The following is a 22,152-nucleotide window of genomic DNA, read 5'->3' as shown; positions in this document are numbered from 1 at the left end:
ATGTGGGGCATCGTCCCGGCTGCGGGTCGCGGCAGCCGAATCCAGCCGCTCGCCTTCTCGAAGGAACTGCTGCCCGTCGGCAGCCGCGGAGACGACGGCACTGACCGTCCCTGCGCGGTCTCGGAATATCTTCTGGAGCGCCTGATCTTGGGAGGTGCAGACAAGATCTGCTTCGTGATCTCACCCGGCAAATCCGACATCCTCGAATATTTCGGCGACCATTATGGCGACGCCAAGCTCGCCTACGTCGTGCAGCCGGAGCCATCCGGGCTGTGTGATGCAGTCTTCCGAGCCACCACAGTGGTTGGCAGGGACGAAGACGTCGTGGTCGGTCTTCCCGACACCGTCTGGTTTCCCAAGGCCGCGTTGCAGGCTCTGCCGAACGCTGATCTGTCCTTCCTTCTGTTTCCGGTAGAACGTCCGGAGCTCTTCGACGCCGTTGTGCTCGACGGCGATCAGGTGATGGAGATCCAGGTGAAACAACCGGATGCTGCGTCAAAATGGATATGGGGAGCCTTCCGGATGTCCGCGCAGGGGTTTCGCCAGCTCCAGGCGCTCTGGAGCAAGCGCGAGCGCCAGGACGAATATTTCGGCACGCTGGTCAATGCTTACCTCGCCTCCGGCGGTCGCGGTACTGGAGTGAAGGCCGGCGAATCCTATGTCGATGTCGGCACCATCGATGGCTATCGCACGGCCATGGCACTTCTCGCTGGAAGCACCACGGGAAACGGCCGCGCGCGATTGTGGGCCGGCGGATCTCCAGACACCGCACGCGCGACGGCCATCACGAACGACGGAGCGGTTGCATGACAAGAGGCGTCCTTTCCCGTGACGAAATTCGCCGGCGCGTCGATGCGCTGGGTCCGTGGTTTCATAATCTCGATCTTGACGGCGTCCCGACCGCCCCCACGCATTTTCTCGGCGACTACCCGAACGTCAAATGGCGACGGTTCTCCGGCGTCATTCCTGACCGGCTCGAAGGAAAGACCGTGCTGGATATCGGCTGCAACGCCGGCTTTTACGCGATGGAAATGAAGCGGCGTGGCGCCGAGCGAGTGCTCGGCCTCGATACCGACGAGGAGTATCTGGCGCAGGCTCGCTTCGCCGCGGAAGTCAGTGGGCTCAGAATCGAGTTTCGCAAGATGTCGGCCTATGACGTGGGCCAGCTTCGCGAAAAATTCGATCTCGTGATCTTCATGGGCGTCCTCTATCACCTTCGGCATCCCTTGCTCGCCCTCGACCTGATCCATGAGCACGTGGCTGGCGATCTCCTGCTGTTCCAATCGATGCTGCGCGGCGACGCTCAGGTTGATCCCCTCGACGAGAACTACGACTTCTGGACCACGGAACATTTCGACTCGCCCGGCTATCCAAAACTCCACTTTATCGAGCACAAATATGCCGATGATCCGACCAATTGGTGGGTGCCCAACCGCGCCTGCGTGGAAGCCATGCTCCGCAGTTCTGGGTTCGCCATTACGGCGCATCCGGAAGACGAGGTTTATCTCTGCAAGCGGTCCGAGCGGCCGCAAGCCGACGGCCCGGTCTATCCCTTCCGGAGACCAGGCTGATGATCGAAGCTGCCAAAATCTGGAACGAACCCAACAACAAATCGCATTGGGACATCCTGATCGATCCCGACTGGGCCAAGTTCGCTGAAATGGCCACCGCCGCGGGCAAAGCGATCCGTACCGCGCATCCGACATTGCCGCGCGTGCTGGGCGGTATATCGCCGATCGACCCATCCTTCATCCGGAACATGCAGGCCCGGGGCGTTCTCGATCATGTCGATGCCGTGGCTGTGCACGGCTTTCCGCTGGACTGGAATCTATGGAAAATCGGGGAATGGCCGAACAGGCTGGAGGAGATCAAGGCCGTCACTTCGCTCCCGGTCTGGGTGACCGAAGTCGGCGTTTCGTCCTTCGGTGCCGAAGAGGTGCAGGCGTGGGGACTGTCGCACACGGCAGACCTCCTGATCGGCCGCGCGCCACGTATTCACTGGTACAGCCTCTACGATCTACCCTCCACTTGGGAAGCCACGACGCGGCATAAGGAGGCTGAGGGCTCCTCCTATTATCGCCATTTTCACATGGGGCTGCTGCGCGAGGATGGAACGCCGAAGGCCGCGCTCGACCTGTTTGGCCGGTACGCACGCGAAATGGGCCTGTGCCAGTGGTTCCATTTCGAAGATCATCGCCTGGATGACGCGGTACGCTGGATGCAGCGCCTCGGCGTTGTGCATCTCAGGACCGGCTTGTCGTGGGCCGACAGCTTCCGTCCGAACGCTCTTGCTTGGTTCGATCGTCAGATGGACGCCCTGGCGGAATTTCAGGTGACGATCACGTTCTGCTTCACGCCAGAACACAGGGGCATCTCCCCTCACCACACAAGTCCACCGCTTGACGTGAACGAATTCGCAGACTTCTGCGCGCGAATGGTCGAGCGTTACTGCGTGAGAACCGGCGTTTCGGCTCACACCTCACTTCCTGCGGCGGCCGACGAGGAGCGTGCATGCGTGCCCTGATCCTGGTGATGGACTCTGTGGGCATCGGCGGCGCGCCCGATGCCCAGCACTACGGCGATAAAGGCGCTGACACCGTCGGTCATATCGCCGATGCGTGTGCGCGCGGACAAGCCGATAGCGAGGTGCGCGAGGGCCCGCTGCGTCTTCCCAATCTCGTGGCAATGGGGCTGGGTCATGCCTGTCGCCTCGCCACCGGACGTATTCCTCCGGGTCTCGACGACGTGGCGAGTGAGCATTTCCAGTTCGGATGCGCAACCGAGATGTCGCGGGGCAAGGATACACCGTCGGGACACTGGGAAATCGCCGGCGTTCCCGTCCCCTTCGAATGGGAATATTTCCCAAGAACAAGACCTTGTTTTCCCGGCGAACTGACGGAGCGCCTGTGTGCGCAGGCGAGGCTGCCCGGCATCCTGGGCAATTGTCACGCCTCCGGCACGGAGATTATTGCGGAATTCGGCGAGCGCCACATGCAAAGCGGCGAACCGATTTGTTACACCTCGGCCGACAGCGTTTTCCAGATCGCCGCACATGAAGAGGCCTTTGGGCTCGAACGCCTCTATGAGGTTTGTTCGATCGCACGCAAGCTGGTCGATCCCCTGAATATCGGCCGCGTTATTGCGCGGCCGTTCATCGGTAATTCCGGACGCGACTTCAAACGGACCTCGCACCGCCGGGACTATTCCGTTCCTCCGCCAGGACGAACAATCCTCGATCTCGCCGAGAGTGACCATCGCGATATCGTCTCGATCGGCAAGATCGACGACATCTTCGCCCACCGCGGCACGGGACGGAACATACGGGGCGACGGCAACAACGCACTATTCGACGCAACGCTCAAGGAGCTGCATGGCCTTGCAGACGGTGGCCTGCTATTCGCCAATTTTGTGGATTTCGACACGACTTACGGCCATCGCCGCGACGTCAAGGGATACGCCGCAGCCCTCGAAGCATTCGATGCGCGCGTACCGGAGTTGCTGGACCGCCTGCGAGGCGACGATCTTCTGATCATCACGGCAGATCATGGCTGCGATCCGTCCTGGAGCGGCACAGATCACACGCGCGAGCAGGTCCCGATTTTAGCCGTGAACGCGAATTGGACCACCCGGATCGGCCATCGGACCGGCTTTGCCGATATCGCAGCTTCCGTCGCGAAGCATCTCGAATTGCCGCCGCTGCTTCACGGCGCCTGCTTTTGAGACCACGAACGCGATTCACCTGGATTATTGATCCAGGTTAGAGAAATTTTCGTTTGTACATTTTCGAGGAACGAACATTCCTTGCACCGCTTCTAAGAACGTGACTGGCGCGCGGGTCGCCCGACCATCAGTAAAGCGCGCTTCCACTCTCATCCAGGCCGATCACGCAAGATCGGTCTCACGCGGCACGGAGCGGTGAATGACGCGAGTATTGATCACTGGAGGGGCGGGCTTCATCGGCTCCCATGCTGCGGATCTCCTCCTCGCGGCGGGTTACGAGGTCAGAATCCTCGATAATCTCTCGCCTCAGGTTCACGGCCGCAATCGCCAGCGTCCGGCCTATCTTGCCGAAGACGCTGAGCTCGTGATCGGGGACGTGACCGATGCACTTGCCGTCGAACACGCTTTACGCGGGACCGACATGGTTCTCCATCTCGCCTCAGCCGTTGGCGTTGGGCAGAGCATGTACGACATCGAACCTTACGTCAGAACCAACGAGCTCGGCACTGCCGTGCTTTTGCAGGCGCTGTCGAAGCGGCCCGTCGAACGGCTGGTGCTTGCCTCGTCCATGAGCATTTACGGCGAAGGCCTCTATTGCAACGCCGACCACAGCGTGTTTGCCTGCGCGGAGCGGCCGATTGAACAGCTTCGCCGCGGCGATTGGGAGTTGCGCGACAACGCCGGTCATCCTCTCGAGCCCATTCCGACGCCTGAAACAAAGCAGCCGTCGCTGAGCTCAATCTACGCGCTAAACAAATATGCGCAGGAGCGCATGTGCCTGATTACGGGCAAAGCCTACGGCATTCCCACGGTAGCCCTGCGTTTCTTCAACGTGTTCGGCCCGCGCCAGGCCTTGTCCAACCCCTATACGGGCGTGCTCGCCATCTTTGCCGCCCGACTGCTCAACGGGCGGTCGCCCCTCGTGTTCGAGGACGGCCAGCAGCGTCGCGATTTCGTCCACGTGCATGACGTAGCGCGTGCCTGCCGCATCGCGCTCGAGGCCGAGCACGCCCACGACGTCTTCAATGTCGGCTCGGGTCACAGCCGAACCATTATTTCGGTGGCACAAGATCTGGCCGAAGTCATGGGCCGGACTGACATCGAACCCGAAATCACCGGCAAGTACCGCGCCGGCGATATCCGGCATTGCTTCGCTGATATCGGCAAGTCCCGCGATCTGCTCGGCTTCGAGCCACATGTTGCTTTCAAGGACGGCCTCGGGGAGCTCGCCGAGTATCTGGCGGATCAGATCGCCGACGATCAGGCCGAACGTGCAACCAGTGAGCTGCTGCAGCGGGGATTGGTTGCGTGATGACCCAAAGCCCGGACAACAGGCCAGTCCTTATCACCGGCGGCTGCGGCTTCATCGGCTGCAATCTCGCCGATCGGCTTGCGGAGCGCGGCGAGAACGTTCTGGTGCTGGACAATCTCGCTCGCGCCGGAGTGCGCGAAAACGCGCAGTGGCTGAAGTCCAGGCACGGCGAGAAGATTGCCATCACGGTTGCCGATATCCGCGATCCGATTCCGGTGATCGACGCCGTGCGCGAAGTCCGTGCCGTGCTGCACCTGGCGGCGCAGGTGGCGGTCACCGACAGCGTGAGCGACCCGGCCTCCGATTTCGAGATCAACGCGCGCGGTACGCTGAACGTCCTCGAAGCCGTCCGCCTGCACAACAGGCAGGCACCAGTGATTTTCGCCTCCACCAACAAAGTCTACGGCCGTCTGATCGATGAGAGTGCGATCAGTCTCTCCGGCCGCCGCTATGTTCCGACAGACGGTGTCTTGGCCGGCGGTGTCTCCGAAAACACGCCGCTCGATTTCTATAGCCCCTATGGGTGTTCCAAGGGCACGGCAGACCAATACGTTCACGACTACGCTCGTGTGTTCGGTCTCCAGACCGTTGTGATGCGGATGAGTTGCATCTACGGCCCGCGCCAGTTCGGGACTGAGGATCAGGGCTGGATCGCGCATTTCCTGTTGAGCGCGATCCGCGGAAATCCGCTCACGATTTACGGCGATGGCAAGCAGGTCCGTGATGCGCTTCACGTCTCGGATGCGGTTACCGCCTGGCTTGCTGTGCTCGACCGCATGGACTCGGTCCGCGGACGCGTGTTCAACCTCGGCGGGGGTCCCGCCAACGCGATCAGTTTGCTGGAATTGATCGATGGAATCACCGATCTGACCGGCCGCAATGTCGCCTACAGTTTCGCCGATTGGCGTCCTGGTGATCAGCCCTGGTATGTCACCGACACGCGCGCGCTGTCCACCGCGCTTGGTTGGGCTCCGCAGATTGCCATCACGGAAGGTCTCCGCTCACTCCACACATGGCTCGAGAGCCGTTTCGGATCACCACCTGGCAGCCGCGAGGCCTTGGCATGACGCGCGTTGCGCTCATCAACCCCAACTGGGATTTCAGCGGCAGCATCTATTTCGGCTGCCGATCCGCTCACCTCCCGCTCGAGCTCGGAATCTCCGAGCACTATCTGAAGGCGGCCGGGCACAAGACCCTGCTGCTCGACGCGCACATGTTCGATCTGTCTCTGGTCGAGATCGAGGCCGAACTGCGCGCTTTCGGTCCCGACCTGGTCGTCGTCACGACCGCGCCGACCTATCTGTTCTGGCGCTGCGCGCCGCCTGAGCTCCGCGTTCCACAGCAGCTCGCGCTGGCAGTGCGAGACCTCGCCCCGGTCCTGGTCGCGATCGGTCCTCACGGCTCGACCACGCCGCGGGCGGCGCTGAAGAAGCTCGGCGTCGACATCGTCGTGATGGGGGAATGCGAAATCTCCTTGCTTCGGCTGGCCAATGGCGAGCGCGAGTTCGCTGGCCTGTGCTTTGCCGAGGGGGCTTCGGTCCAGGTCAATGGAGGCCCTCAGGCGGTGGATTTCAAGGATCAGCCGCCCCTGCGCTGGCCGGATGAAATGATCCGGCGTCATCACCACCACCATCACCGCTTCGAGGCCGAGCCGCTCGCTCCAGGCGCCGAAGTCGAGGCGTCAAGGGGATGCCCGTACAGCTGCACCTTCTGCGCCAAGGACAATTTTCGTAACGCCTATCGCAAGCGCCCTCCCGTGATCATCCTCGATGAAATCGATAGGCTCCGCGAACAGGGCATCGAATACGTCTACTTCATCGATGAAATCTTTCTTCCGAACAGGGAACTGCTCGAGGGGCTCCGCACGCGCGGGCTGAAATTTGGCGTGCAGACGCGGATCGACCTCTGGAAACCGGACATGCTGGCATTGCTCGGCAACGCCGGCTGTGTCTCGATCGAGGCCGGTATCGAGAGCCTGACCGTGGAAGGGCGCGCCGCGCTCGCCAAGAATTGCAAGATGACCACCGACCAATTGGCCGAGCGGCTGGTCGAGGCACGCCGTCACGTCCCCTTCGTGCAGGCCAATTTGATCGAAGTGCCCGAGGACGATGATCCGGTCGTGCAGCGCTGGCGCCATCAGATGCAGGATGCGGGAGTTTGGGCGAATGATCCAGTGCCGCTCTACCCCTATCCGGGCTCGCCGGATTACAGGAAGCTGTGGGGCGAGCCCGACGATTTCGCCTGGGAACGCGCGCATCAGTACTATCTCGCGTTGTTCGATCAGTTCAGCGACGTGCAGAACGAGCGTCCCGTCCCCCTCGACAGCCTCGAACTTCAGGTCGCGCCATGAGCTGCGTCTCGGACATCAGGATTTTGATGACCACCGATACGGTCGGCGGTGTGTGGACCTATTCCTGTGGTCTCGCATCGCATCTCTCTCGGTCCGGCGCCGACGTCGAGCTTGTGACTATGGGCCCTCGCGCGCGGGCAGATCAGCGGGCGATGCTGCATGGTTCTCGCGTGCGCTTGATCGAGACGGACCTTGCGCTCGAATGGCAGGATCCTGAAGGACAAAACGTATCCGACGCGCAGCGCGTCCTTGCCGGCCTCGAAACCAAATTCAGGCCGGACCTTGTTCATCTCAACAGCTTTCGCGAGGCATCCTTCGGCTGGCGCGCGCCAACTGTGCTCGCAGCACATTCCTGCGTAAACTCCTGGGCGCGGGCGTGTCAGGACACGGCTTGGCTGGAGCAGCCGCGATGGCGCCGCTACACCGAACGGGTCGCTGCAGCTCTCGACGACGCTCAAGCCTGGGTGTGCCCGAGCCGGTCATTCCACAGCGAGATCGCGGAGATCTACCGTCCCCGCTCCCCCGGCGCGGTGATCTGGAATGGGATCGCGCCCGGGGGACCCGGCGGGCGAAAACAGAACCTGATCATGGCGGCCGGTCGACTTTGGGACCGCGCCAAGAACATCGAAGCTCTGGCTGCCGCAGCACCCGCACTCCCCTGGCCCGTCCAGGTCGCGGGACCGGCCGATGCAAGCCCGTCAACTGCTGTGAGCTGGCTTGGACAGTTGCCACGGGAGGTCATGCGCGCACGCTTGCAGCATGCCGGAATCTTCGTCAGCCCGGCGCTCTACGAGCCGTTCGGCCTGTGCATCCTTGAGGCCGCGGCAGCGGGTTGCGCGCTTGTCCTGTCCGACATTCCGACGTTCCGGGAATTGTGGAGCGGAGCCGCCCTGTTCGTGGATTTAGCCGACAGCGAAGCGCTGCATCGCATGCTTGTCCATCTTTGCACCGACGAGCGCGAACGCACCCGGCTGCAACGTGCCGCTTACGAGCATTCCCTGACCTATTCCCTGACCCGGATGACGAGCGCTTACCTGAGCCTCTACGAAGGGCTGCTCACATCGCGGGGCGCGAACGCGCCAGACGGTCCCATCGAGGTGCGCGCATGAAATGCGTCCTGTTCTATCACGCGTTCACGTCCTGCTGGAACAACGGCAACGCACATTTTCTCCGCGGCTATGCCCGCGAGCTGCATGCGCTCGGTCACGAGGTCATTGTCTACGAACCCGTCGACGGCTGGAGCCGGTTGAATGCCATGCGAGAGGGCGGTACTCAGGCGATGGAGGACATCGCGACGCTCTTTCCCGGCATTGATATTCGTCGCTATGACGCATTCCTGGATCTTGAGCAGGCGCTGCACTGCGCCGATCTCGTGATCGTTCACGAGTGGAACTCGCCCGATCTGATCGCGCAGATCGGGCGCAGGCGGGCGCAGGGTGCTTCGTTCACGTTGCTGTTTCACGATACCCATCACCGGGCCGTCAGCGCGCCGGACGAACTTGCGCAGTTCGACCTCGACGGGTTCGACGGCGTGCTCGCCTTCGGCGAGGTGCTCCGCCAGATTTACCTGAAGCTCGGCTGGGCCGACCGGGCATTCACGTGGCATGAGGCAGCTGACGTCGCTCTGTACCATCCGTTGCCGCATATCCAACGCACCGACGATTTGATCTGGATCGGCAATTGGGGCGACGGCGAACGAAGCGCCGAACTCAACGACTTTCTGGTTAATCCGGTCGCTGAACTGAAACTCAGCGCAAGCGCCTACGGCGTCCGCTACTCCGATACGGCGCTCGACACGATACGGGCCGCTGGCATCCGGCACGGGGGTTGGCTGCCGGCGCACTGGGCTCCCGCGGCTTTCGCCAGCGCACGCGCAACGGTGCATGTGCCGCGTGGCCCTTATGTCCGGTCTCTTCCCGGCATCCCGACCATTCGCGTGTTCGAGGCAATGGCGTGCGGCATCCCATTGGTTTCCGCACCTTGGTCGGACGCAGAAGGTCTGTTCCCCGAAGGTACCTATTTTAGCGCTGCCGATGGAGCACAGATGAAACGCACCCTGCGCATGCTGCTGGATGACCGCGAGCTCTCCGCCGCGACCGTGGAAGCCGGCCTCGATGTCATCAGGGAACGTCACACCTGCCGTCATCGCGCGGAACAGCTTCTCGGCATCGTGGAGAACATCCGGGTCTCGGGCCAGCCGCAGCAGCGGCCATACGTCGGAGCTGTCGCATGAAGATCTGCTTCTTCGGATCCAGCCTTGTTTCGTCGTACTGGAACGGCGCCGCGACCTATTATCGTGGCATGCTCAAGGAAATCGCGGCACTCGGGCACGACATTACCTTCTTCGAGCCGGACGCTTTCGAGCGCCAGGCGCATCGCGACATCGCGGATCCTAATTGGGCGAAAGTGGTCGTCTATCCGGCAACGCCAGATGGCTGGCAACGCAGTATCGACATGGCCGCAAAATCGGCCGACATGCTGATCAAGGCAAGCGGCGTCGGCGTCTTCGATCAGGAATTGGAAATCGCCGCAGCCGGCATCCCATCAAAGGCGACGCGCATCTACTGGGATGTCGACGCGCCCGCCACGCTCGAGGCGATGGCGCTTGATCCGCAACATCATCTGCGCCGCACAATCCCGTCCTACGACATGGTGCTGACCTATGGCGGCGGCGACGGCGTCGTATCCGCCTATCGCGCCATGGGTGCCCGGGACTGCGTACCGATCTACAATGCACTCGACCCCGCCACGCATTATTCGGCGCCGCCGTTGCCGCGGTTCGGTTGCGATCTCGGCCTGCTGGCGAACCGCTTGCCCGATCGCGAGCAGCGAGTCGAAACTTTCTTCATCGATGTTGCACGCTCGTTGCCGGAAAAGACCTTTGTACTTGGCGGCTGCGGTTGGGAAACCAAGGACACGCCTGCCAATCTGCGCAAGATCGGACATGTCGGAACCGCCGACCACAACGCATTCTTTGGCTCGGGTCTCGCCACGTTGAACGTCAATCGCGACAGCATGGCTCGCTACGGGTTCTCCCCACCAACACGCGTCTTTGAAGCCGTCGGCGCCGGAGCCTGCCTGATCACCGATCAATGGGACGGTATCGATCATTTTCTCGAACCTGGCCGAGAGGTCCTGGTGGCCTCGACCGGCGCGGAGGTCGCGGATCATATCAGCGGCCTGAGCCCCGATCGCGCGCATGCGATCGCCGGCCGCGCGCGGCTGCGTATCCTCGGCCATCACACCTATCGGCACCGCGCGCGCCAGTTCAGCGATCTATTTATCGGAAGCAGTTCGCGAATCGAGGCAGCAGAATGAAGCTCAACATTGTCGTCATCGGTCTTTCGGTCACATCGTCCTGGGGCAACGGTCACGCCACGACCTATCGCGCCCTGATCGAGGCCCTGGCGCAACGTGGCCACCACGTTACTTTTCTGGAGCGGGACGTCTCGTGGTACCGAAACCATCGCGATCTGGTGAAGCCTTCCGGGTGGAACGTCAGCCTCTATGAGTCTCTGAGTGACATTCCGCGCCGCTTCGGCCAACTCATCCGTGCGGCCAATCTGGTCATTATCGGCTCCTTCGTCCCGGACGGCATCGCGATTTCCGAATGGGTCACGAGCCAAGCCCAAGGCATTACAGCCTTCTATGACATCGATACGCCGGTCACGTTATCCCGGCTCGAAGGAGGCGTGGACTACTTGTCTGCCGCAATGATCCCGCGTTTCGACCTCTATCTCTCCTTCTCCGGTGGTCCAGTCCCGCAGATGATCGAGGAGAAATACGGCAGCCCCTTTGCAAGAGCACTGTATTGCAGCGCCGACACGCGGCTTTACACGCCCCAACAGGCGGAGCCGAAATGGTCGCTGGGTTATCTCGGGACCTACAGCGACGACAGGCAGCCGACTCTCGAACAATTGCTTATCGCGCCTGCCCGCAGCCTTACCTCCGAACAATTTGTCGTTGCGGGGGCACAATACCCCGAAAGTATAGTTTGGCCGGACAACGTGTCCCGGATCGAGCATCTCACGCCACAACAGCATCCGATGTTCTACTCGGAGCAGCGCTTCACCCTGAACGCGACCCGCGCCGACATGCGTGCGCTCGGCTTCTCCCCAAGCGTTCGGATGTTTGAAGCAGCCGCCTGCGGCACGCCGATCATCTCGGATAGATGGCCTGGAATCGAGACGATCTTCAAGCCGTCGCAGGAAATTCTGCTGGTCTCGAAGCCCCAGGATGTCTTCGAGATCCTGCGCGACATGACTGACGAACGCCGCCGCACGATCGCAGCGAACGCGCGAAAGCGAGTTCTCGCCGAACACACGTCGTATCATAGAGCCGAGCAATTGGAGACCTATTATCTGGAAGCTCTCGCGCGGCGCCAACGCAAACCAAGAAAATTGTCCGAAATCCGGCCGGTGCAGGTCGCGGAGTTCTGAAGGGAGAGTACCATGACGTTCCAGACCCGCATCAATGCGCCCCGTAGCGGCTCCGCCGTTTTGATTGCCGGAGGCGCCGGCTTTATCGGATCGCATCTCTGCGACGCCTTGCTACAGCGCGGCCACAGAGTGATCTGTGTCGACAACCTGTTCACCGGGACGACGGACAATATCAGGCCTCTGCTCAACCATCCGAATTTCCACTTCATCGAGCATGACGTACGTGAGCCGCTTGAGATCGACGAGGACGTCAACCGGATCTACAGCCTGGCCTGCCCGGCCTCGCCGCGCCACTACCAAAAGGATCCGATCGGTACGATGAAGACGTGCGTCATCGGGACCCTGAACATCCTCGAATTGGCGCGTCAGAAAGGAGCCCGCGTGCTTCAAGCGTCGACCAGCGAGGTCTACGGCGATCCCGAAATCCATCCGCAGCCCGAGTCCTATCTGGGCAACGTCAATCCGATCGGCCCACGAGCATGCTATGATGAGGGCAAACGGGCGGCAGAGACCTTGATGTTCGACTACCACCGGATGTACGGCGTCGAGATCAAAATCGCCCGCATCTTCAACACCTATGGACCGCGCATGCTCGAAAATGACGGTCGGGTCGTCTCGAACTTCATTGTGCAGGCATTGCGGGGAGAACCCATCACGATCTATGGACGCGGAACTCAGACCAGGAGTTTCTGCTTCGTCGAAGATCTTGTGCGGGGATTACAGCTGCTGATGGAGAGCCCGGCCTCCGTCACCGGTCCATGTAATCTGGGAAACCCGCATGAGGTTACGATCGAAGCCATTGCCCGTGAGGTCCTGTCATACACACATTCGGACTCCCCGCTCCGCTTCGAGGCGCTGCCAAAGGATGATCCCAAGCGTCGCAAGCCTGTCATTGAAACGGCCGAACGGTCGTTGGGCTGGCGCCCGCGCGTGCCGCTGAAAGACGGGCTTCAGGCGACGATCGCCTATTTTGCGCTTCGCATCGCGACCGATGCGCCAGCACTTGTGCCGGCAATCGCGCCCAGAAAGACGGGACGGATGGCACGCGGCAGATTGACGATTGCAGATCAGCGTTCATGAGACCACGGACGTTCGGGAAGAGATAGCGCGGCGAAGCTTCTTCATGAATAAAGCCACAGGCGATTGGTGGAAGTCCGCAGTCATCTACGAACTGGCACCGATTTCTTTCCAGGACTCCAATGGCGACGGCAAGGGAGACCTGCCCGGCCTCATCTCGCGCATCGAGTACCTCACCTGGCTCGGCGTCGACGCAGTCTGGCTCACGCCGATCTACAAAAGTCCCTTTCGCGACTTCGGTTACGACATTTCCGACTTTCGGACCATCGACTCCACGTTTGGCAGCCTTGAAGATATGGATCGCCTGATCGCCAAGTTGCACGAGCTGGGCATCAAGCTCATTCTCGATCTCGTGCCGAACCACACGTCCCGTGATCACGATTGGTTCGTGAAAAGCAGTGCCTCTCGCGACAATCCAAAGGCCGATTGGTACGTCTGGGCGGAGCCGGCTGAGACAGGTGCTCCGCCCAACAATTGGCTCAGCCGCTTCGGTGGCAGCGCTTGGGAATGGTGCGACGCAAGAGGCCAATATTACTACCATTCGTTTTTGGTCGAGCAACCTGACCTGAACTGGCGAAATCCCGATCTCCGGGCGGCCATTGCAGACGTCATGCGGTTCTGGCTGGATCGCGGCATCGATGGATTTCGGGTCGACGCCAGCGCCGTCTTGATCAAGGATCACCTCCTCCGCGACAATCCGCCGGCCCCAAAAGGCCAAGACAAGCCGCCGCCGCAGCGCTTCACGCCGGTTTTCACCGACGATCGGCCAGAAACGATGCGATGTATCGAGTTCATTCGCGAAGTGATCGATGGCTACGACAGCAGGCTGCTATGCGGGGAAGTTCAGGGCAAGACGGACCGCATTGGTCATTTCTATGGAACCGAGCGGCCGCGTCTCCATCTCCCGCTCAATTTCGCATTGCTCGATTGCCCTTGGGACGTGCTCGCATTGCAAGCCGCGATCGACGCTTACTTGAATGCTCTGCCCGAGGGCGCCTGGCCGGTCTGGGTCATCGGAGGCCACGACAAGCAGCGCATCGCAAGCTCGATCGGACAAGCGCCGCTGCGCACGTTGGCGATGTTGTTGATGACGCTGAAAGGGACGCCTTTCTTCTTCATGGGCGACGAGATCGGCCGTGAACGGGTTCATATCCCGGATGATCGCATCGATGATCCCTTCGAGAAGCTCGTCAAAGGGTACGGTCTCTGCCGCGATCCCGAGCGGGCTCCGATGCGGTGGGACGACAGCCCAGCGGGCGGCTTCACGACCGGTGAGCCCTGGTTACCATTGGAGACAGATGGCGCCCGCAACGTCGACCAGCAACGAGGCGATGAACGCTCTATCCTGCATCTGTTCCGGAGCCTCATCGCGCTAAGGCGAGCACACCCGGCCCTGCAGCGCGGCGAGTACCACCCGGTCCGTGCCCGTAACGATGTCCTGGCGTTCAAGCGATCTCTGGACCAAAGCGAACTGCTCATTGTCCTCAACATCGCGGCCGAGCCGCGCAAGTTTGAAGGGGATTGTCGCGGGAATGTGCTCCTGTCGACGCACCTGGACTGGTCCACACCAGCTGCCCAACCGATCTCTGTCCTCCTGCGAGCCAATGAAGGTCTGATAATCGAACTCGACCGGCCGTGAGGTTCAGCGGGCGTCCCAATAGAGCCATAGGAACGAAGCCTTACAGGAACGAAGCAGTGGGGGCGCCGTTGTCGCGTGATCCACTCCTCCTGCCCCGGGATTCCCATGTATCACCACGTCAAGAAGCTCATGTTCACCGTCCGTGTCGATGAACCCGATCCACGCTTTGGCAATATGCTGCTAGAGCAATTCGGCGGCGCCAACGGCGAACTCGCGGCCGCAATGCAGTATTCCATTCAGGGCCTCAATTGCGAAGACCCCGATCGCAAGGACCTGCTGATGGACATCGGCACGGAAGAATTGAGCCATTTGGAAGTCGTCGGCTGTCTCGCGCGAATGCATCTGGCGCCGTCGAAATTCGACCGCCAAGCCGCGGAGACGGATCCGCTCATCGCAATTGCCGGCGGCGGAGGGGTGAACTTGTTCAACTCCCAAGGAAATCCCTGGACTGCCGACTATCTCAAGATCACCGGCGAACTTGACGTCGATCTCCGAAGCAATATCGCGGCCGAAGCCCGTGCGAAGATTGTCTACGAGCGGCTGATTAATTTCTGCGACGACGCCGGTTCCAAGGATGCATTGCAGTTTCTGATGACGCGCGAGATCACGCATATGAAGGCATTTGCCGCCGCGCTCGAGAGTCTATCAAAGCCGGCGTTCAGTATTGGGCGGATTGCACCGACTCCGGGTCTGGTCAATCAGTTCTTCAATGACTCCACCGGGGCGGGCGACCACGGCGAGATCGACACGCGCGGTCCATGGAATGAGGGTGGCGAATGGGTATTTACCGACTCGCCGGCCCTGCAGACTGCCGAGCCCGGCACCGCGACGCCCATCGTCACCGAAAGCTCACCCCCGGCTGACGAGGCCGGCCTGACCGAGCTCCTCTTGCACGAACTGAGGGACATCCTGCATGCAGAGAAGCAGCTCACCAAAGCTCTGCCAAAAATGGCGCAAACTGCCCGGTTCGATCAGTTGCGGGAACTTTTAGAGCAGCATCTGGGCGAAACGGAAGAGCAGATCGACCGTATCAATCAGTGCTTCGAGCTACTCGGCGAGAATGCCCGCGCCAAGCCTTGCAAAGGCATGATGGGCCTTATCGAGGAAGGCAAGGAGGTCATGGAGGAGAGCGAGGACAAGGAAGACGCGGCGGCCGACCTCGCGCTGATCGCTGCCGCTCAGCGGGTCGAGCACTATGAAATGGCCGGCTACACCACCGCCCGGAATCTCGCGCAGCAACTCCGGCACAGTGCGGTCGTGGCACTGCTGTCCAAATCGCTCGCCGAGGAAGAGAATGCTGATGTGTTACTCAATCAGGTTGCGCGATCGCTCATGTCCGTGGCCAAAATGCCCGCGACTTTGGAGCAGGCCGAATCCTAGAGCGTTTTCGAGCGAAGTGGATACCGGTTGCGTAAAGAAAACGCGTCAAAACAAGAAGCTAGAGCCCCGTTCCGATTCTAACTGAAAGATAATGATGAGATCGGCGCAATGTCCGCGCCGATCTCAGCCCCTGGCGGGGTCCATTCAATGACGGATCTCTTGAGCTTGCCCAGCTGGGCTGACAAGAACAATCTCCATGCGGTCGTCGAGACGCCGCGTGGAAGTTCGTGCAAGCTTGACTTCGATCCCAAGCTCGGTGCCTTTACATTGGCGAAGCCGCTCATGGCGGGGCTCACCTACCCCTATGATTGGGGCTTCATTCCATCCACCAAAGCGGAAGATGGCGATCCGCTCGATGTACTCATCATTCACGATGCCAAGACCTATCCCGGCGTGGTCTTGAAATGCAGGCCGATCGGGATACTGGAGGTCCAGCAGAAGAGCCAAGGCCGGGTGGAAAGGAATGACCGCGTATTCGCAGTCCCCGACCGTTCGCCCCTCGAAGCCGATCTTAGGGATATTCGGGATCTGCCATCGCATGGCCGCGAAGAGCTCGAGCAGTTCTTTCGCGCAACCAATGCGTTGGAGAATAAAGAGCTCAGTTTTCTGGGATGGCATGGTCCCAACCGTGCGATCAAAACAATTCGCCGGCTGTCCCGCTAATCCCCCGGGGAACGGCCCCTCTGCCTCGGTCGCTTGGACATGCTCGGTTGTCCCGCTTAGGAAGCGCGCACGCGCAATCGCTCCTGCTCTACCTCTTCGGCGTCCTTCTCATCAACATCCATGAGATCGTTCTTTGCGTCTCCGTGAACCTTGAGCAACTCATCGAGCTTGGCGTGAATGGCCTGCGTGTCCCGGTGCTCCGCGCGCTGAATAACCAGTGTCATTCCCCACGTCGCGAGTGTGGCCAGCGAATGCCACTCCAGGCCGTTGCCAAAGCATAGCCACAGCAGGCAGTAAACGAGGTAAAGGATGAACGCTGCCGGCCTGGCCGTCAGCACGCCGAGCTGGGTCAACCCATTGCTGATTTCCTTGAAAGCCATGACGCCCAACCAGACGTGAATTTGAAGGTTCCTCAGCGACAGGCGGCTTGTGATGGCGCGTCTGGACCAGATGAGTCTGCCGACCGCCACTGCTTCAACACTTGGAACCACTCGTTTCCGCAATCATTCTTCGGAGCAGGTCCATGGACATAGCGGCATCATGTTCGAAAATCTACGTGCTCTCGCTCAGCCAGGGGCGATCGTCGCTATCGCCCTCGTGCTCCTGCTGATGGCGGTCGGGGATGCAGCTATCACTATCGCGGTCAAAGGGTGGCCGCCGCTTTAGGGCCGGTTGCGGCCACGTCGTCCCAAATAGGAACCTTTGTACCTATCGCCGGTTCCGAGGAGGCGGAGCGTCTCTAACCACCAATGCCTTCACGGATGAGAGCGGGTCTTGTGCTATTTGCGGCTTGGCCACTCGGTGCTTGCGCCGGGCGGCAATCTACGTTGGACCCTCACGCGCTGCAATCCGCAGACATTCTCCGCACATTTGTCGTGTTCCTGGTCGTCGCAGCAATCGTGTGGATTGCGGTCGTGGTCGTTCTCGCCGCAGGCCTGCTGCGCCGGCCCTCACCTTCTCAACATGCACTCGCGCTCGATCCGCCGTTTGAGAACCGTGCCGGGCAGGTTGTCCTTGGGCTCGGGATAGCAACGATCATCATCGTGCTTGCGCTATCCGTGGTCAGCTACGCCGGACAGCGCAGTGTGTTCGCGAAGGACCCCAACGCGCTCACCCTGAAGATCACTGGGCATCAATGGTGGTGGGAAGTTCTTTATGAGGCGGACAGCCCGCATTTGAGTTTCGTCACGGCAAACGAGATTCGGATCCCGATCGAGCAACCTGTGAGAGTGCAACTGGAATCGGCCGACGTGATCCATAGTTTTTGGGTCCCTAGTCTCACGGGAAAAATGGACCTGATCACGGGACAGCAGAACGAGATCCAGTTCACGGCGAAGACGGCGGGCATCTATCGCGGCCAATGCGCCGAGTTCTGTGGGTTGCAGCACGCGCACATGGCATTCTCGGTGATCGCGCTGCCGCAAGATGAATTCAGGCGTTGGCGCGAGCACGAAAACCAGAGTGCAGGCAGCCCCGTCGATCCGCTGGCAAAACAGGGCGAAGATTTATTTCGCGCGCGCGGCTGCGCGCTCTGCCACACCGTTCGCGGCACGCTTGCTGGCGGCCAGCTCGGGCCAGACCTGACGCATATCGGCAGCCGAACGACAATTGCGGCAGGTACGTTACCCCTCAACTCGGCAACCCTGGGCGCATGGCTTGCCGATCCACAGCACATCAAACCCGGCAATCTTATGCCGCAGATGCCGTTGCAGTCAGATGAACTCATCGCGATCCATCATTATTTGGAGCAGCTCAAGTGACCCTGGTCACCCAGCACAAAGAATTGCGCGATGATGTTCTGGACGGATTGCAACTCTCGACCCGGCTCGACAGGATCTGGCGAACCCCGTCAGGCTTGATCGGCGCCCTTACCTCGGTTGATCACAAGGTCATTGGCCGGCGCTACATCCTTACGGCTTTTGTATTCCTGTTTCTCGGTGGCGCTCTCGCGCTCCTCATGCGCGTTCAGCTGGCGGGCGCCGAGAAACACGTCCTGTCGGCGGACCTTTACAACCAGGTCTTCACGATGCACGGCTCGACCATGATGTTCCTGTTCGCCGTGCCCGTCATGGAGGCCTTTGCCGTCTATCTCGTGCCGCTGATGGTCGGGACTCGGAATATTGCGTTTCCGCGCCTCAATGCGTTCAGCTATTGGATGTTCTTGTTTGGCGGATGCTTTCTGTGGATTTCCTTCATCTTCAACGTCGGCCCTGATGTCGGCTGGTTCGCCTACGTCCCTCTTTCGAACCTCCAGTTCACGCCCAGTAAACGCGCCGACGTCTGGGCGCAGATGATCACGTTTACCGAAGTCGCCGCGCTTGCAGTCGCCGTGGAGATCGTCGTCACCGTCTTCAAGCTGCGCGCACCTGGCATGACGCTCGACCGCATCCCCATCTTCGTCTGGTCGATGCTGGTGACCTCTTTCCTGGTGATGTTCGCGATGCCTTCCATCATGATCGCATCGACCTCGCTGATCCTCGACCGGCTCGTCAACACGCATTTCTTCGACCCGGCGGCCGGCGGGCACGTGCTGCTGTGGCAGCATTTGTTCTGGTTCTTCGGACATCCCGAGGTCTACATCATCTTCCTGCCTGCGACCGGCATGGCATCCATGATTCTCGCCACGTTTGCCCGCAGGCCAGTGATTGGATATCCCGTGATCGTGCTTTCCCTGATTGCGACCGGCTTTCTGTCGTTCGGGCTGTGGGTGCACCATATGTTCGTGACGGGACTGCCGCAGCTTGGCGCGGCGCTGTTCACCGCCAACAGCATGCTCATTGCGGTCCCGAGCGGGCTCCAGATCTTCTGCTGGCTTGCAACGTTATGGGATGGACGACCGGTCTACCGTACCCCCCTGTTGTTCGTGCTCGGCTTCATCGTGGTCTTCGTGATCGGCGGGCTTTCCGGCGTGATGGTGGCTTCGGTCCCGATCGATACCCAGGTGCACGACACTTACTTTGTGGTCGCCCACTTCCATTACGTGCTGATCGGCGGAGCGGTGTTTCCGCTGATCGGGGCCGTCTACTACTGGTTCCCGAAGATCAGTGGCCGCATGTTGAGCGAGAGACTGGGGCGGTGGAATTTCTGGCTTGCGTTCGTAGGCTTCAATGTCGCGTTCTTCCCGATGCATTTTCTCGGACTCATGGGCATGCCCCGCAGGGTCTACACTTACATACCCGATATGGGTTGGGACCGGTTGAATCTCCTGTCGAGTTGCGGCGCGGCGCTTTTCGCCGTCAGCTTCATCTTGCTGATTGCAAATGTGGTCGTCAGCGCTCGCAGAGGCGCACTGGCCGGCGACAACCCCTGGGACGCCTCCACGCTGGAGTGGGCGACGACCTCCCCTCCGCCGTCCTACAATTTCGATCGCATTCCGGCAGTCGATCATCGCGACCCGCTGTGGTCGGACACCGAAAGCATACGCGTCGTGGCCGGCTTGAGTGCGGAGCGCCGCGAGGTGCTACTGACATCGCTTGCGGAAGCCGATCCCCAGGTCCGCGAAGCTTCGCCGGAGCCAAGCATCTGGCCGCTGCTCACCGCGCTCGCCACGACGGTGTTTTTCATCGGCTCGATCTTCACGCCTTGGGCCGTGCTCTGGGGTACGCCCCCCATGGCTGTCGCCCTGATCGGCTGGTTCTGGCCGACCGGCAGCAGGGAGGACGAGGAGTGAAGCAGCAAATCGTTCAGAACGTCGGAGAGTTGCCGACCTACGGTTTCGGCCCCCGGAGCGGACCCTGGTGGGGCGCCATGAGTTTCATGGCGCTCGAAGGCATGGGCTTTGCCATCGCCGTCGGTGCATACCTTTATCTGTATGCGGTGAACCCGACCTGGCCGATTGGAGCGTCGCCGCCCGACCTTTGGCCGGGCAGCGTCGAGACTACGCTGTATCTCCTCAGCATCATCCCGAACCAGTACACCAATCGGGTGGCGCGTCGCCACAATCTGCGGAAGGTCCGTGTCTGCCTGATCATCATGTCGCTGATCGGAATAGTGCTGCTGGTCTTGCGGGGATTCGAATTCGCTCACCTCAACACCAGGTGGGATAATTCGGCCTATGGCTCCGTCGTCTGGCTCATTCTCAGCCTGCATACGACGCATCTGGCGACGGATCTCGGCGACACGATCGTTCTGACGGTCCTGATGTTCACTTCGCATGCCAAGCCGCGTCGCTTCAGTGACGTCACGGACAATGTCTTCTACTGGAATTTCGTCGTGCTTGCATGGCTGCCTCTGTACATCCTGCTCGATTGGGTCCCCAGGCTATGAGTACTCCTGAGCAAAACTCGAAGCTGCTCTATTGGGCCGGCGTTGCTCTTGGGCCCGCCGCCTGGGCTACAAATTTGCAGGGCGTTTACGTCATTACACATTTCGCCTGCCACAACACGGCTTCCAGCAGTTTGGTCATAGGCACTATTTTGATCCTCGTCGCTCTGGCGGGCTCTCTGCTCTCAGCACGGGCGGTCTATCGCGGTGCCGGATCAGAATGGGCCGACGCCCGGGGCGGCGGCCCCAGGACGTTCATGGCCTGGCTGGGCGTCGGCAGCGGCATGCTGTTCGCGCTCGTGATCGCAAATCAGCTCATCGCCGCTTCCATGGTCAACTCATGCCTGCGCTGATTGCGGTTCTGCTGCTGGTCGCGTCCCTGCCATCGTCCGCCGGCGCGCACGGACTATCCGACGTCATCGACCCATCGTCGCTGTGGAGCTACGACCCTTGGCTCCTCACTCCGCTTTATGCTGTCGGCATCGCCTTTTACATCGGAACGCAGCGGCTCTGGCATAGCGCCGGCGGCGGGCGTGGGGTGAGCTACAGTCGGGTTGCCGCGTTCTGGACCGGATGGTTGGTGGTTGCGCTCGCGGTTACGTCACCTCTTCACTGGATCGGCGAGCGCCTGTTCACCGCGCATATGGTCGAGCACGAATTGCTGATGCTGGTCGCTGCTCCGCTCATGGCTTGGGCCAGGATCAACGGTCCGATGCTGTGGAGTCTGCCCTCAAAGCTGCGCCCCCCGGTCGGTCGCGTCCTCAGCACAGGGCCCTTGGCGTTCGCGTGGAGCTTCCTTAGCCACCCTATCAGTGCAACGGCATTACACGGACTTGCCCTCTGGATCTGGCACGCTCCGCCTCTCTACGCATGGGCCCTGGAGAATGTCGCGGTCCATCGGCTCCAGCATGTCAGCTTTTTTGCGACAGCACTTCTATTCTGGTGGGTGCTTTTCCACGGCCGCGGTCCGGGACGCAGCGCGCGGCTGCGCGACGGGATCGGGATCGCATGTCTCTTTGTAACGGTCTTGCATTCCGGCGTGCTCGGGGCTCTTCTGACCTTGTCGACACGGGTCTGGATTCCCGGCCAGGGCGTTCTCGCGGCGGACTTCGGTCTTTCAAAGCTGGAAGACCAGCAGCTCGCAGGCATCCTGATGTGGGTGCCAATGGGAGCCCTCTACACCGGCGTGGCGCTGGTCTTCGCCCATCGCTGGCTCAGCATGAACAAAACGCCCTCCTCTCATGCTTCCTGCCGAATGCCCGGGATCGGCTAGGAACCGCCGCTTTCGCTCGGCGTTCGTCGCGCAGTG

The 22,152-nt window shown here is 60.9% G+C and carries 22 protein-coding genes; 21 read left to right on the top strand and 1 reads right to left on the bottom strand.

The window, feature by feature from the left end:
* The 15 genes from FXB40_RS36720 (at position 1) to FXB40_RS36650 (ending at position 16,580) form a co-directional block, all read left to right on the top strand.
* Positions 1 to 810: a nucleotidyltransferase family protein gene (locus tag FXB40_RS36720; RefSeq protein ID WP_148777161.1), complete on the top strand. Its 810-nt coding sequence runs from the start codon at positions 1 to 3 to the stop codon at positions 808 to 810.
* A complete protein-coding gene (locus FXB40_RS36715; RefSeq protein WP_148777160.1) occupies positions 807 to 1,571 on the top strand; it encodes a TIGR04290 family methyltransferase in 765 nt (254 codons plus the stop codon). The genes FXB40_RS36720 and FXB40_RS36715 overlap by 4 nt, the downstream gene beginning before the upstream one ends.
* The gene (locus FXB40_RS36710; protein WP_148777159.1) at positions 1,571 to 2,524 is read left to right on the top strand and encodes a glycoside hydrolase 5 family protein; all 954 of its coding nucleotides are present in this window, start codon (positions 1,571 to 1,573) and stop codon (positions 2,522 to 2,524) included. Before FXB40_RS36715 ends, FXB40_RS36710 begins: the two co-directional genes overlap by 1 nt.
* The gene (locus FXB40_RS36705; RefSeq protein ID WP_148777158.1) at positions 2,512 to 3,720 is read left to right on the top strand and encodes a phosphopentomutase; all 1,209 of its coding nucleotides are present in this window, start codon (positions 2,512 to 2,514) and stop codon (positions 3,718 to 3,720) included. The genes FXB40_RS36710 and FXB40_RS36705 overlap by 13 nt, the downstream gene beginning before the upstream one ends.
* 199 nt (positions 3,721 to 3,919) lie before the next feature.
* Positions 3,920 to 5,032 carry an NAD-dependent epimerase/dehydratase family protein gene (locus FXB40_RS36700; RefSeq protein WP_148777157.1) on the top strand — a complete coding sequence of 371 codons (1,113 nt, stop codon included), beginning with the start codon at positions 3,920 to 3,922 and terminating at the stop codon, positions 5,030 to 5,032.
* Positions 5,032 to 6,099: an SDR family NAD(P)-dependent oxidoreductase gene (locus FXB40_RS36695; RefSeq protein ID WP_148777204.1), complete on the top strand. Its 1,068-nt coding sequence runs from the start codon at positions 5,032 to 5,034 to the stop codon at positions 6,097 to 6,099. Before FXB40_RS36700 ends, FXB40_RS36695 begins: the two co-directional genes overlap by 1 nt.
* Positions 6,096 to 7,382 (top strand): TIGR04295 family B12-binding domain-containing radical SAM protein, encoded by a 1,287-nt coding sequence (locus tag FXB40_RS36690; protein ID WP_148777156.1) that lies wholly within the window; start codon positions 6,096 to 6,098, stop codon positions 7,380 to 7,382. The genes FXB40_RS36695 and FXB40_RS36690 overlap by 4 nt, the downstream gene beginning before the upstream one ends.
* The gene (locus tag FXB40_RS36685) at positions 7,379 to 8,491 is read left to right on the top strand and encodes a glycosyltransferase family 4 protein (protein ID WP_148777155.1); all 1,113 of its coding nucleotides are present in this window, start codon (positions 7,379 to 7,381) and stop codon (positions 8,489 to 8,491) included. Before FXB40_RS36690 ends, FXB40_RS36685 begins: the two co-directional genes overlap by 4 nt.
* A complete protein-coding gene (locus tag FXB40_RS36680; RefSeq protein WP_148777154.1) occupies positions 8,488 to 9,615 on the top strand; it encodes a CgeB family protein in 1,128 nt (375 codons plus the stop codon). The genes FXB40_RS36685 and FXB40_RS36680 overlap by 4 nt, the downstream gene beginning before the upstream one ends.
* On the top strand, positions 9,612 to 10,700 hold the full coding sequence (locus tag FXB40_RS36675) for a CgeB family protein (protein WP_148777153.1): 1,089 nt from the start codon (positions 9,612 to 9,614) through the stop codon (positions 10,698 to 10,700). Before FXB40_RS36680 ends, FXB40_RS36675 begins: the two co-directional genes overlap by 4 nt.
* Positions 10,697 to 11,821 (top strand): CgeB family protein, encoded by a 1,125-nt coding sequence (locus tag FXB40_RS36670; RefSeq protein ID WP_148777152.1) that lies wholly within the window; start codon positions 10,697 to 10,699, stop codon positions 11,819 to 11,821. The genes FXB40_RS36675 and FXB40_RS36670 overlap by 4 nt, the downstream gene beginning before the upstream one ends.
* A gap of 12 nt (positions 11,822 to 11,833) precedes the next feature.
* On the top strand, positions 11,834 to 12,901 hold the full coding sequence (locus tag FXB40_RS36665; RefSeq protein ID WP_148777151.1) for a UDP-glucuronic acid decarboxylase family protein: 1,068 nt from the start codon (positions 11,834 to 11,836) through the stop codon (positions 12,899 to 12,901).
* A 43-nt stretch (positions 12,902 to 12,944) separates the two neighbouring features.
* Positions 12,945 to 14,537 (top strand): alpha-amylase family glycosyl hydrolase, encoded by a 1,593-nt coding sequence (locus tag FXB40_RS36660; protein WP_148777150.1) that lies wholly within the window; start codon positions 12,945 to 12,947, stop codon positions 14,535 to 14,537.
* 105 nt (positions 14,538 to 14,642) lie between these two features.
* Entirely contained in the window at positions 14,643 to 15,917 is a 1,275-nt protein-coding gene (locus FXB40_RS36655) for a DUF892 family protein (RefSeq protein ID WP_148777149.1), read from the top strand.
* Between the two features lie 108 nt (positions 15,918 to 16,025).
* On the top strand, positions 16,026 to 16,580 hold the full coding sequence (locus FXB40_RS36650) for an inorganic diphosphatase (RefSeq protein ID WP_246208204.1): 555 nt from the start codon (positions 16,026 to 16,028) through the stop codon (positions 16,578 to 16,580).
* Positions 16,581 to 16,636: 56 nt separating this feature from the next.
* Here the strand turns inward: FXB40_RS36650 and FXB40_RS36645 are convergent, their stop codons facing one another.
* Complete coding sequence (locus tag FXB40_RS36645) at positions 16,637 to 16,960, bottom strand: low affinity iron permease family protein (RefSeq protein WP_148777147.1); 324 nt, start codon at positions 16,958 to 16,960, stop codon at positions 16,637 to 16,639.
* A gap of 52 nt (positions 16,961 to 17,012) precedes the next feature.
* Here FXB40_RS36645 and FXB40_RS36640 point away from each other — a divergent pair, with 52 nt between their 5' ends.
* From FXB40_RS36640 to FXB40_RS36615, 6 genes are all read left to right on the top strand, one after another.
* Positions 17,013 to 17,246: a hypothetical protein gene (locus FXB40_RS36640; RefSeq protein WP_148777146.1), complete on the top strand. Its 234-nt coding sequence runs from the start codon at positions 17,013 to 17,015 to the stop codon at positions 17,244 to 17,246.
* Positions 17,247 to 17,407: 161 nt separating this feature from the next.
* Positions 17,408 to 18,340 (top strand): cytochrome c oxidase subunit II, encoded by a 933-nt coding sequence (gene coxB, locus FXB40_RS36635; RefSeq protein WP_246208201.1) that lies wholly within the window; start codon positions 17,408 to 17,410, stop codon positions 18,338 to 18,340.
* Complete coding sequence (gene ctaD / locus FXB40_RS36630; protein WP_148777144.1) at positions 18,337 to 20,250, top strand: cytochrome c oxidase subunit I; 1,914 nt, start codon at positions 18,337 to 18,339, stop codon at positions 20,248 to 20,250. The genes coxB and ctaD overlap by 4 nt, the downstream gene beginning before the upstream one ends.
* Positions 20,247 to 20,846: a cytochrome c oxidase subunit 3 gene (locus FXB40_RS36625; RefSeq protein ID WP_148777143.1), complete on the top strand. Its 600-nt coding sequence runs from the start codon at positions 20,247 to 20,249 to the stop codon at positions 20,844 to 20,846. The genes ctaD and FXB40_RS36625 overlap by 4 nt, the downstream gene beginning before the upstream one ends.
* Positions 20,843 to 21,196 carry a hypothetical protein gene (locus FXB40_RS36620; protein ID WP_148777142.1) on the top strand — a complete coding sequence of 118 codons (354 nt, stop codon included), beginning with the start codon at positions 20,843 to 20,845 and terminating at the stop codon, positions 21,194 to 21,196. Before FXB40_RS36625 ends, FXB40_RS36620 begins: the two co-directional genes overlap by 4 nt.
* Entirely contained in the window at positions 21,184 to 22,116 is a 933-nt protein-coding gene (locus FXB40_RS36615; protein WP_148777141.1) for a cytochrome c oxidase assembly protein, read from the top strand. The genes FXB40_RS36620 and FXB40_RS36615 overlap by 13 nt, the downstream gene beginning before the upstream one ends.
* Positions 22,117 to 22,152: the final 36 nt, after the last annotated feature.

It is taken from the genome of Bradyrhizobium rifense, assembly GCF_008123425.1.
GTDB classification, from domain to species: Bacteria; Pseudomonadota; Alphaproteobacteria; order Rhizobiales; family Xanthobacteraceae; genus Bradyrhizobium; species Bradyrhizobium rifense.
This window is presented reverse-complemented; position numbering and strand designations above follow the sequence as displayed.

Coding starts and splice junctions, on each gene's coding strand:
- FXB40_RS36715 (WP_148777160.1), top strand. CDS start 807: ATGACAAGAGGCGTCCTTTCCCGTGACGAAATTCGCCGGCGCGTCGAT.
- FXB40_RS36640 (WP_148777146.1), top strand. CDS start 17,013: ATGGCGCGTCTGGACCAGATGAGTCTGCCGACCGCCACTGCTTCAACA.
- FXB40_RS36680 (WP_148777154.1), top strand. CDS start 8,488: ATGAAATGCGTCCTGTTCTATCACGCGTTCACGTCCTGCTGGAACAAC.
- FXB40_RS36650 (WP_246208204.1), top strand. CDS start 16,026: ATGTCCGCGCCGATCTCAGCCCCTGGCGGGGTCCATTCAATGACGGAT.
- FXB40_RS36690 (WP_148777156.1), top strand. CDS start 6,096: ATGACGCGCGTTGCGCTCATCAACCCCAACTGGGATTTCAGCGGCAGC.
- FXB40_RS36720 (WP_148777161.1), top strand. CDS start 1: ATGTGGGGCATCGTCCCGGCTGCGGGTCGCGGCAGCCGAATCCAGCCG.
- FXB40_RS36620 (WP_148777142.1), top strand. CDS start 20,843: ATGAGTACTCCTGAGCAAAACTCGAAGCTGCTCTATTGGGCCGGCGTT.
- FXB40_RS36645 (WP_148777147.1), bottom strand. CDS start 16,960: ATGGCTTTCAAGGAAATCAGCAATGGGTTGACCCAGCTCGGCGTGCTG.
- FXB40_RS36700 (WP_148777157.1), top strand. CDS start 3,920: ATGACGCGAGTATTGATCACTGGAGGGGCGGGCTTCATCGGCTCCCAT.
- FXB40_RS36665 (WP_148777151.1), top strand. CDS start 11,834: ATGACGTTCCAGACCCGCATCAATGCGCCCCGTAGCGGCTCCGCCGTT.
- FXB40_RS36705 (WP_148777158.1), top strand. CDS start 2,512: ATGCGTGCCCTGATCCTGGTGATGGACTCTGTGGGCATCGGCGGCGCG.
- FXB40_RS36695 (WP_148777204.1), top strand. CDS start 5,032: ATGACCCAAAGCCCGGACAACAGGCCAGTCCTTATCACCGGCGGCTGC.
- FXB40_RS36655 (WP_148777149.1), top strand. CDS start 14,643: ATGTATCACCACGTCAAGAAGCTCATGTTCACCGTCCGTGTCGATGAA.
- FXB40_RS36710 (WP_148777159.1), top strand. CDS start 1,571: ATGATCGAAGCTGCCAAAATCTGGAACGAACCCAACAACAAATCGCAT.
- FXB40_RS36660 (WP_148777150.1), top strand. CDS start 12,945: ATGAATAAAGCCACAGGCGATTGGTGGAAGTCCGCAGTCATCTACGAA.
- FXB40_RS36675 (WP_148777153.1), top strand. CDS start 9,612: ATGAAGATCTGCTTCTTCGGATCCAGCCTTGTTTCGTCGTACTGGAAC.
- FXB40_RS36670 (WP_148777152.1), top strand. CDS start 10,697: ATGAAGCTCAACATTGTCGTCATCGGTCTTTCGGTCACATCGTCCTGG.
- FXB40_RS36615 (WP_148777141.1), top strand. CDS start 21,184: ATGCCTGCGCTGATTGCGGTTCTGCTGCTGGTCGCGTCCCTGCCATCG.
- FXB40_RS36685 (WP_148777155.1), top strand. CDS start 7,379: ATGAGCTGCGTCTCGGACATCAGGATTTTGATGACCACCGATACGGTC.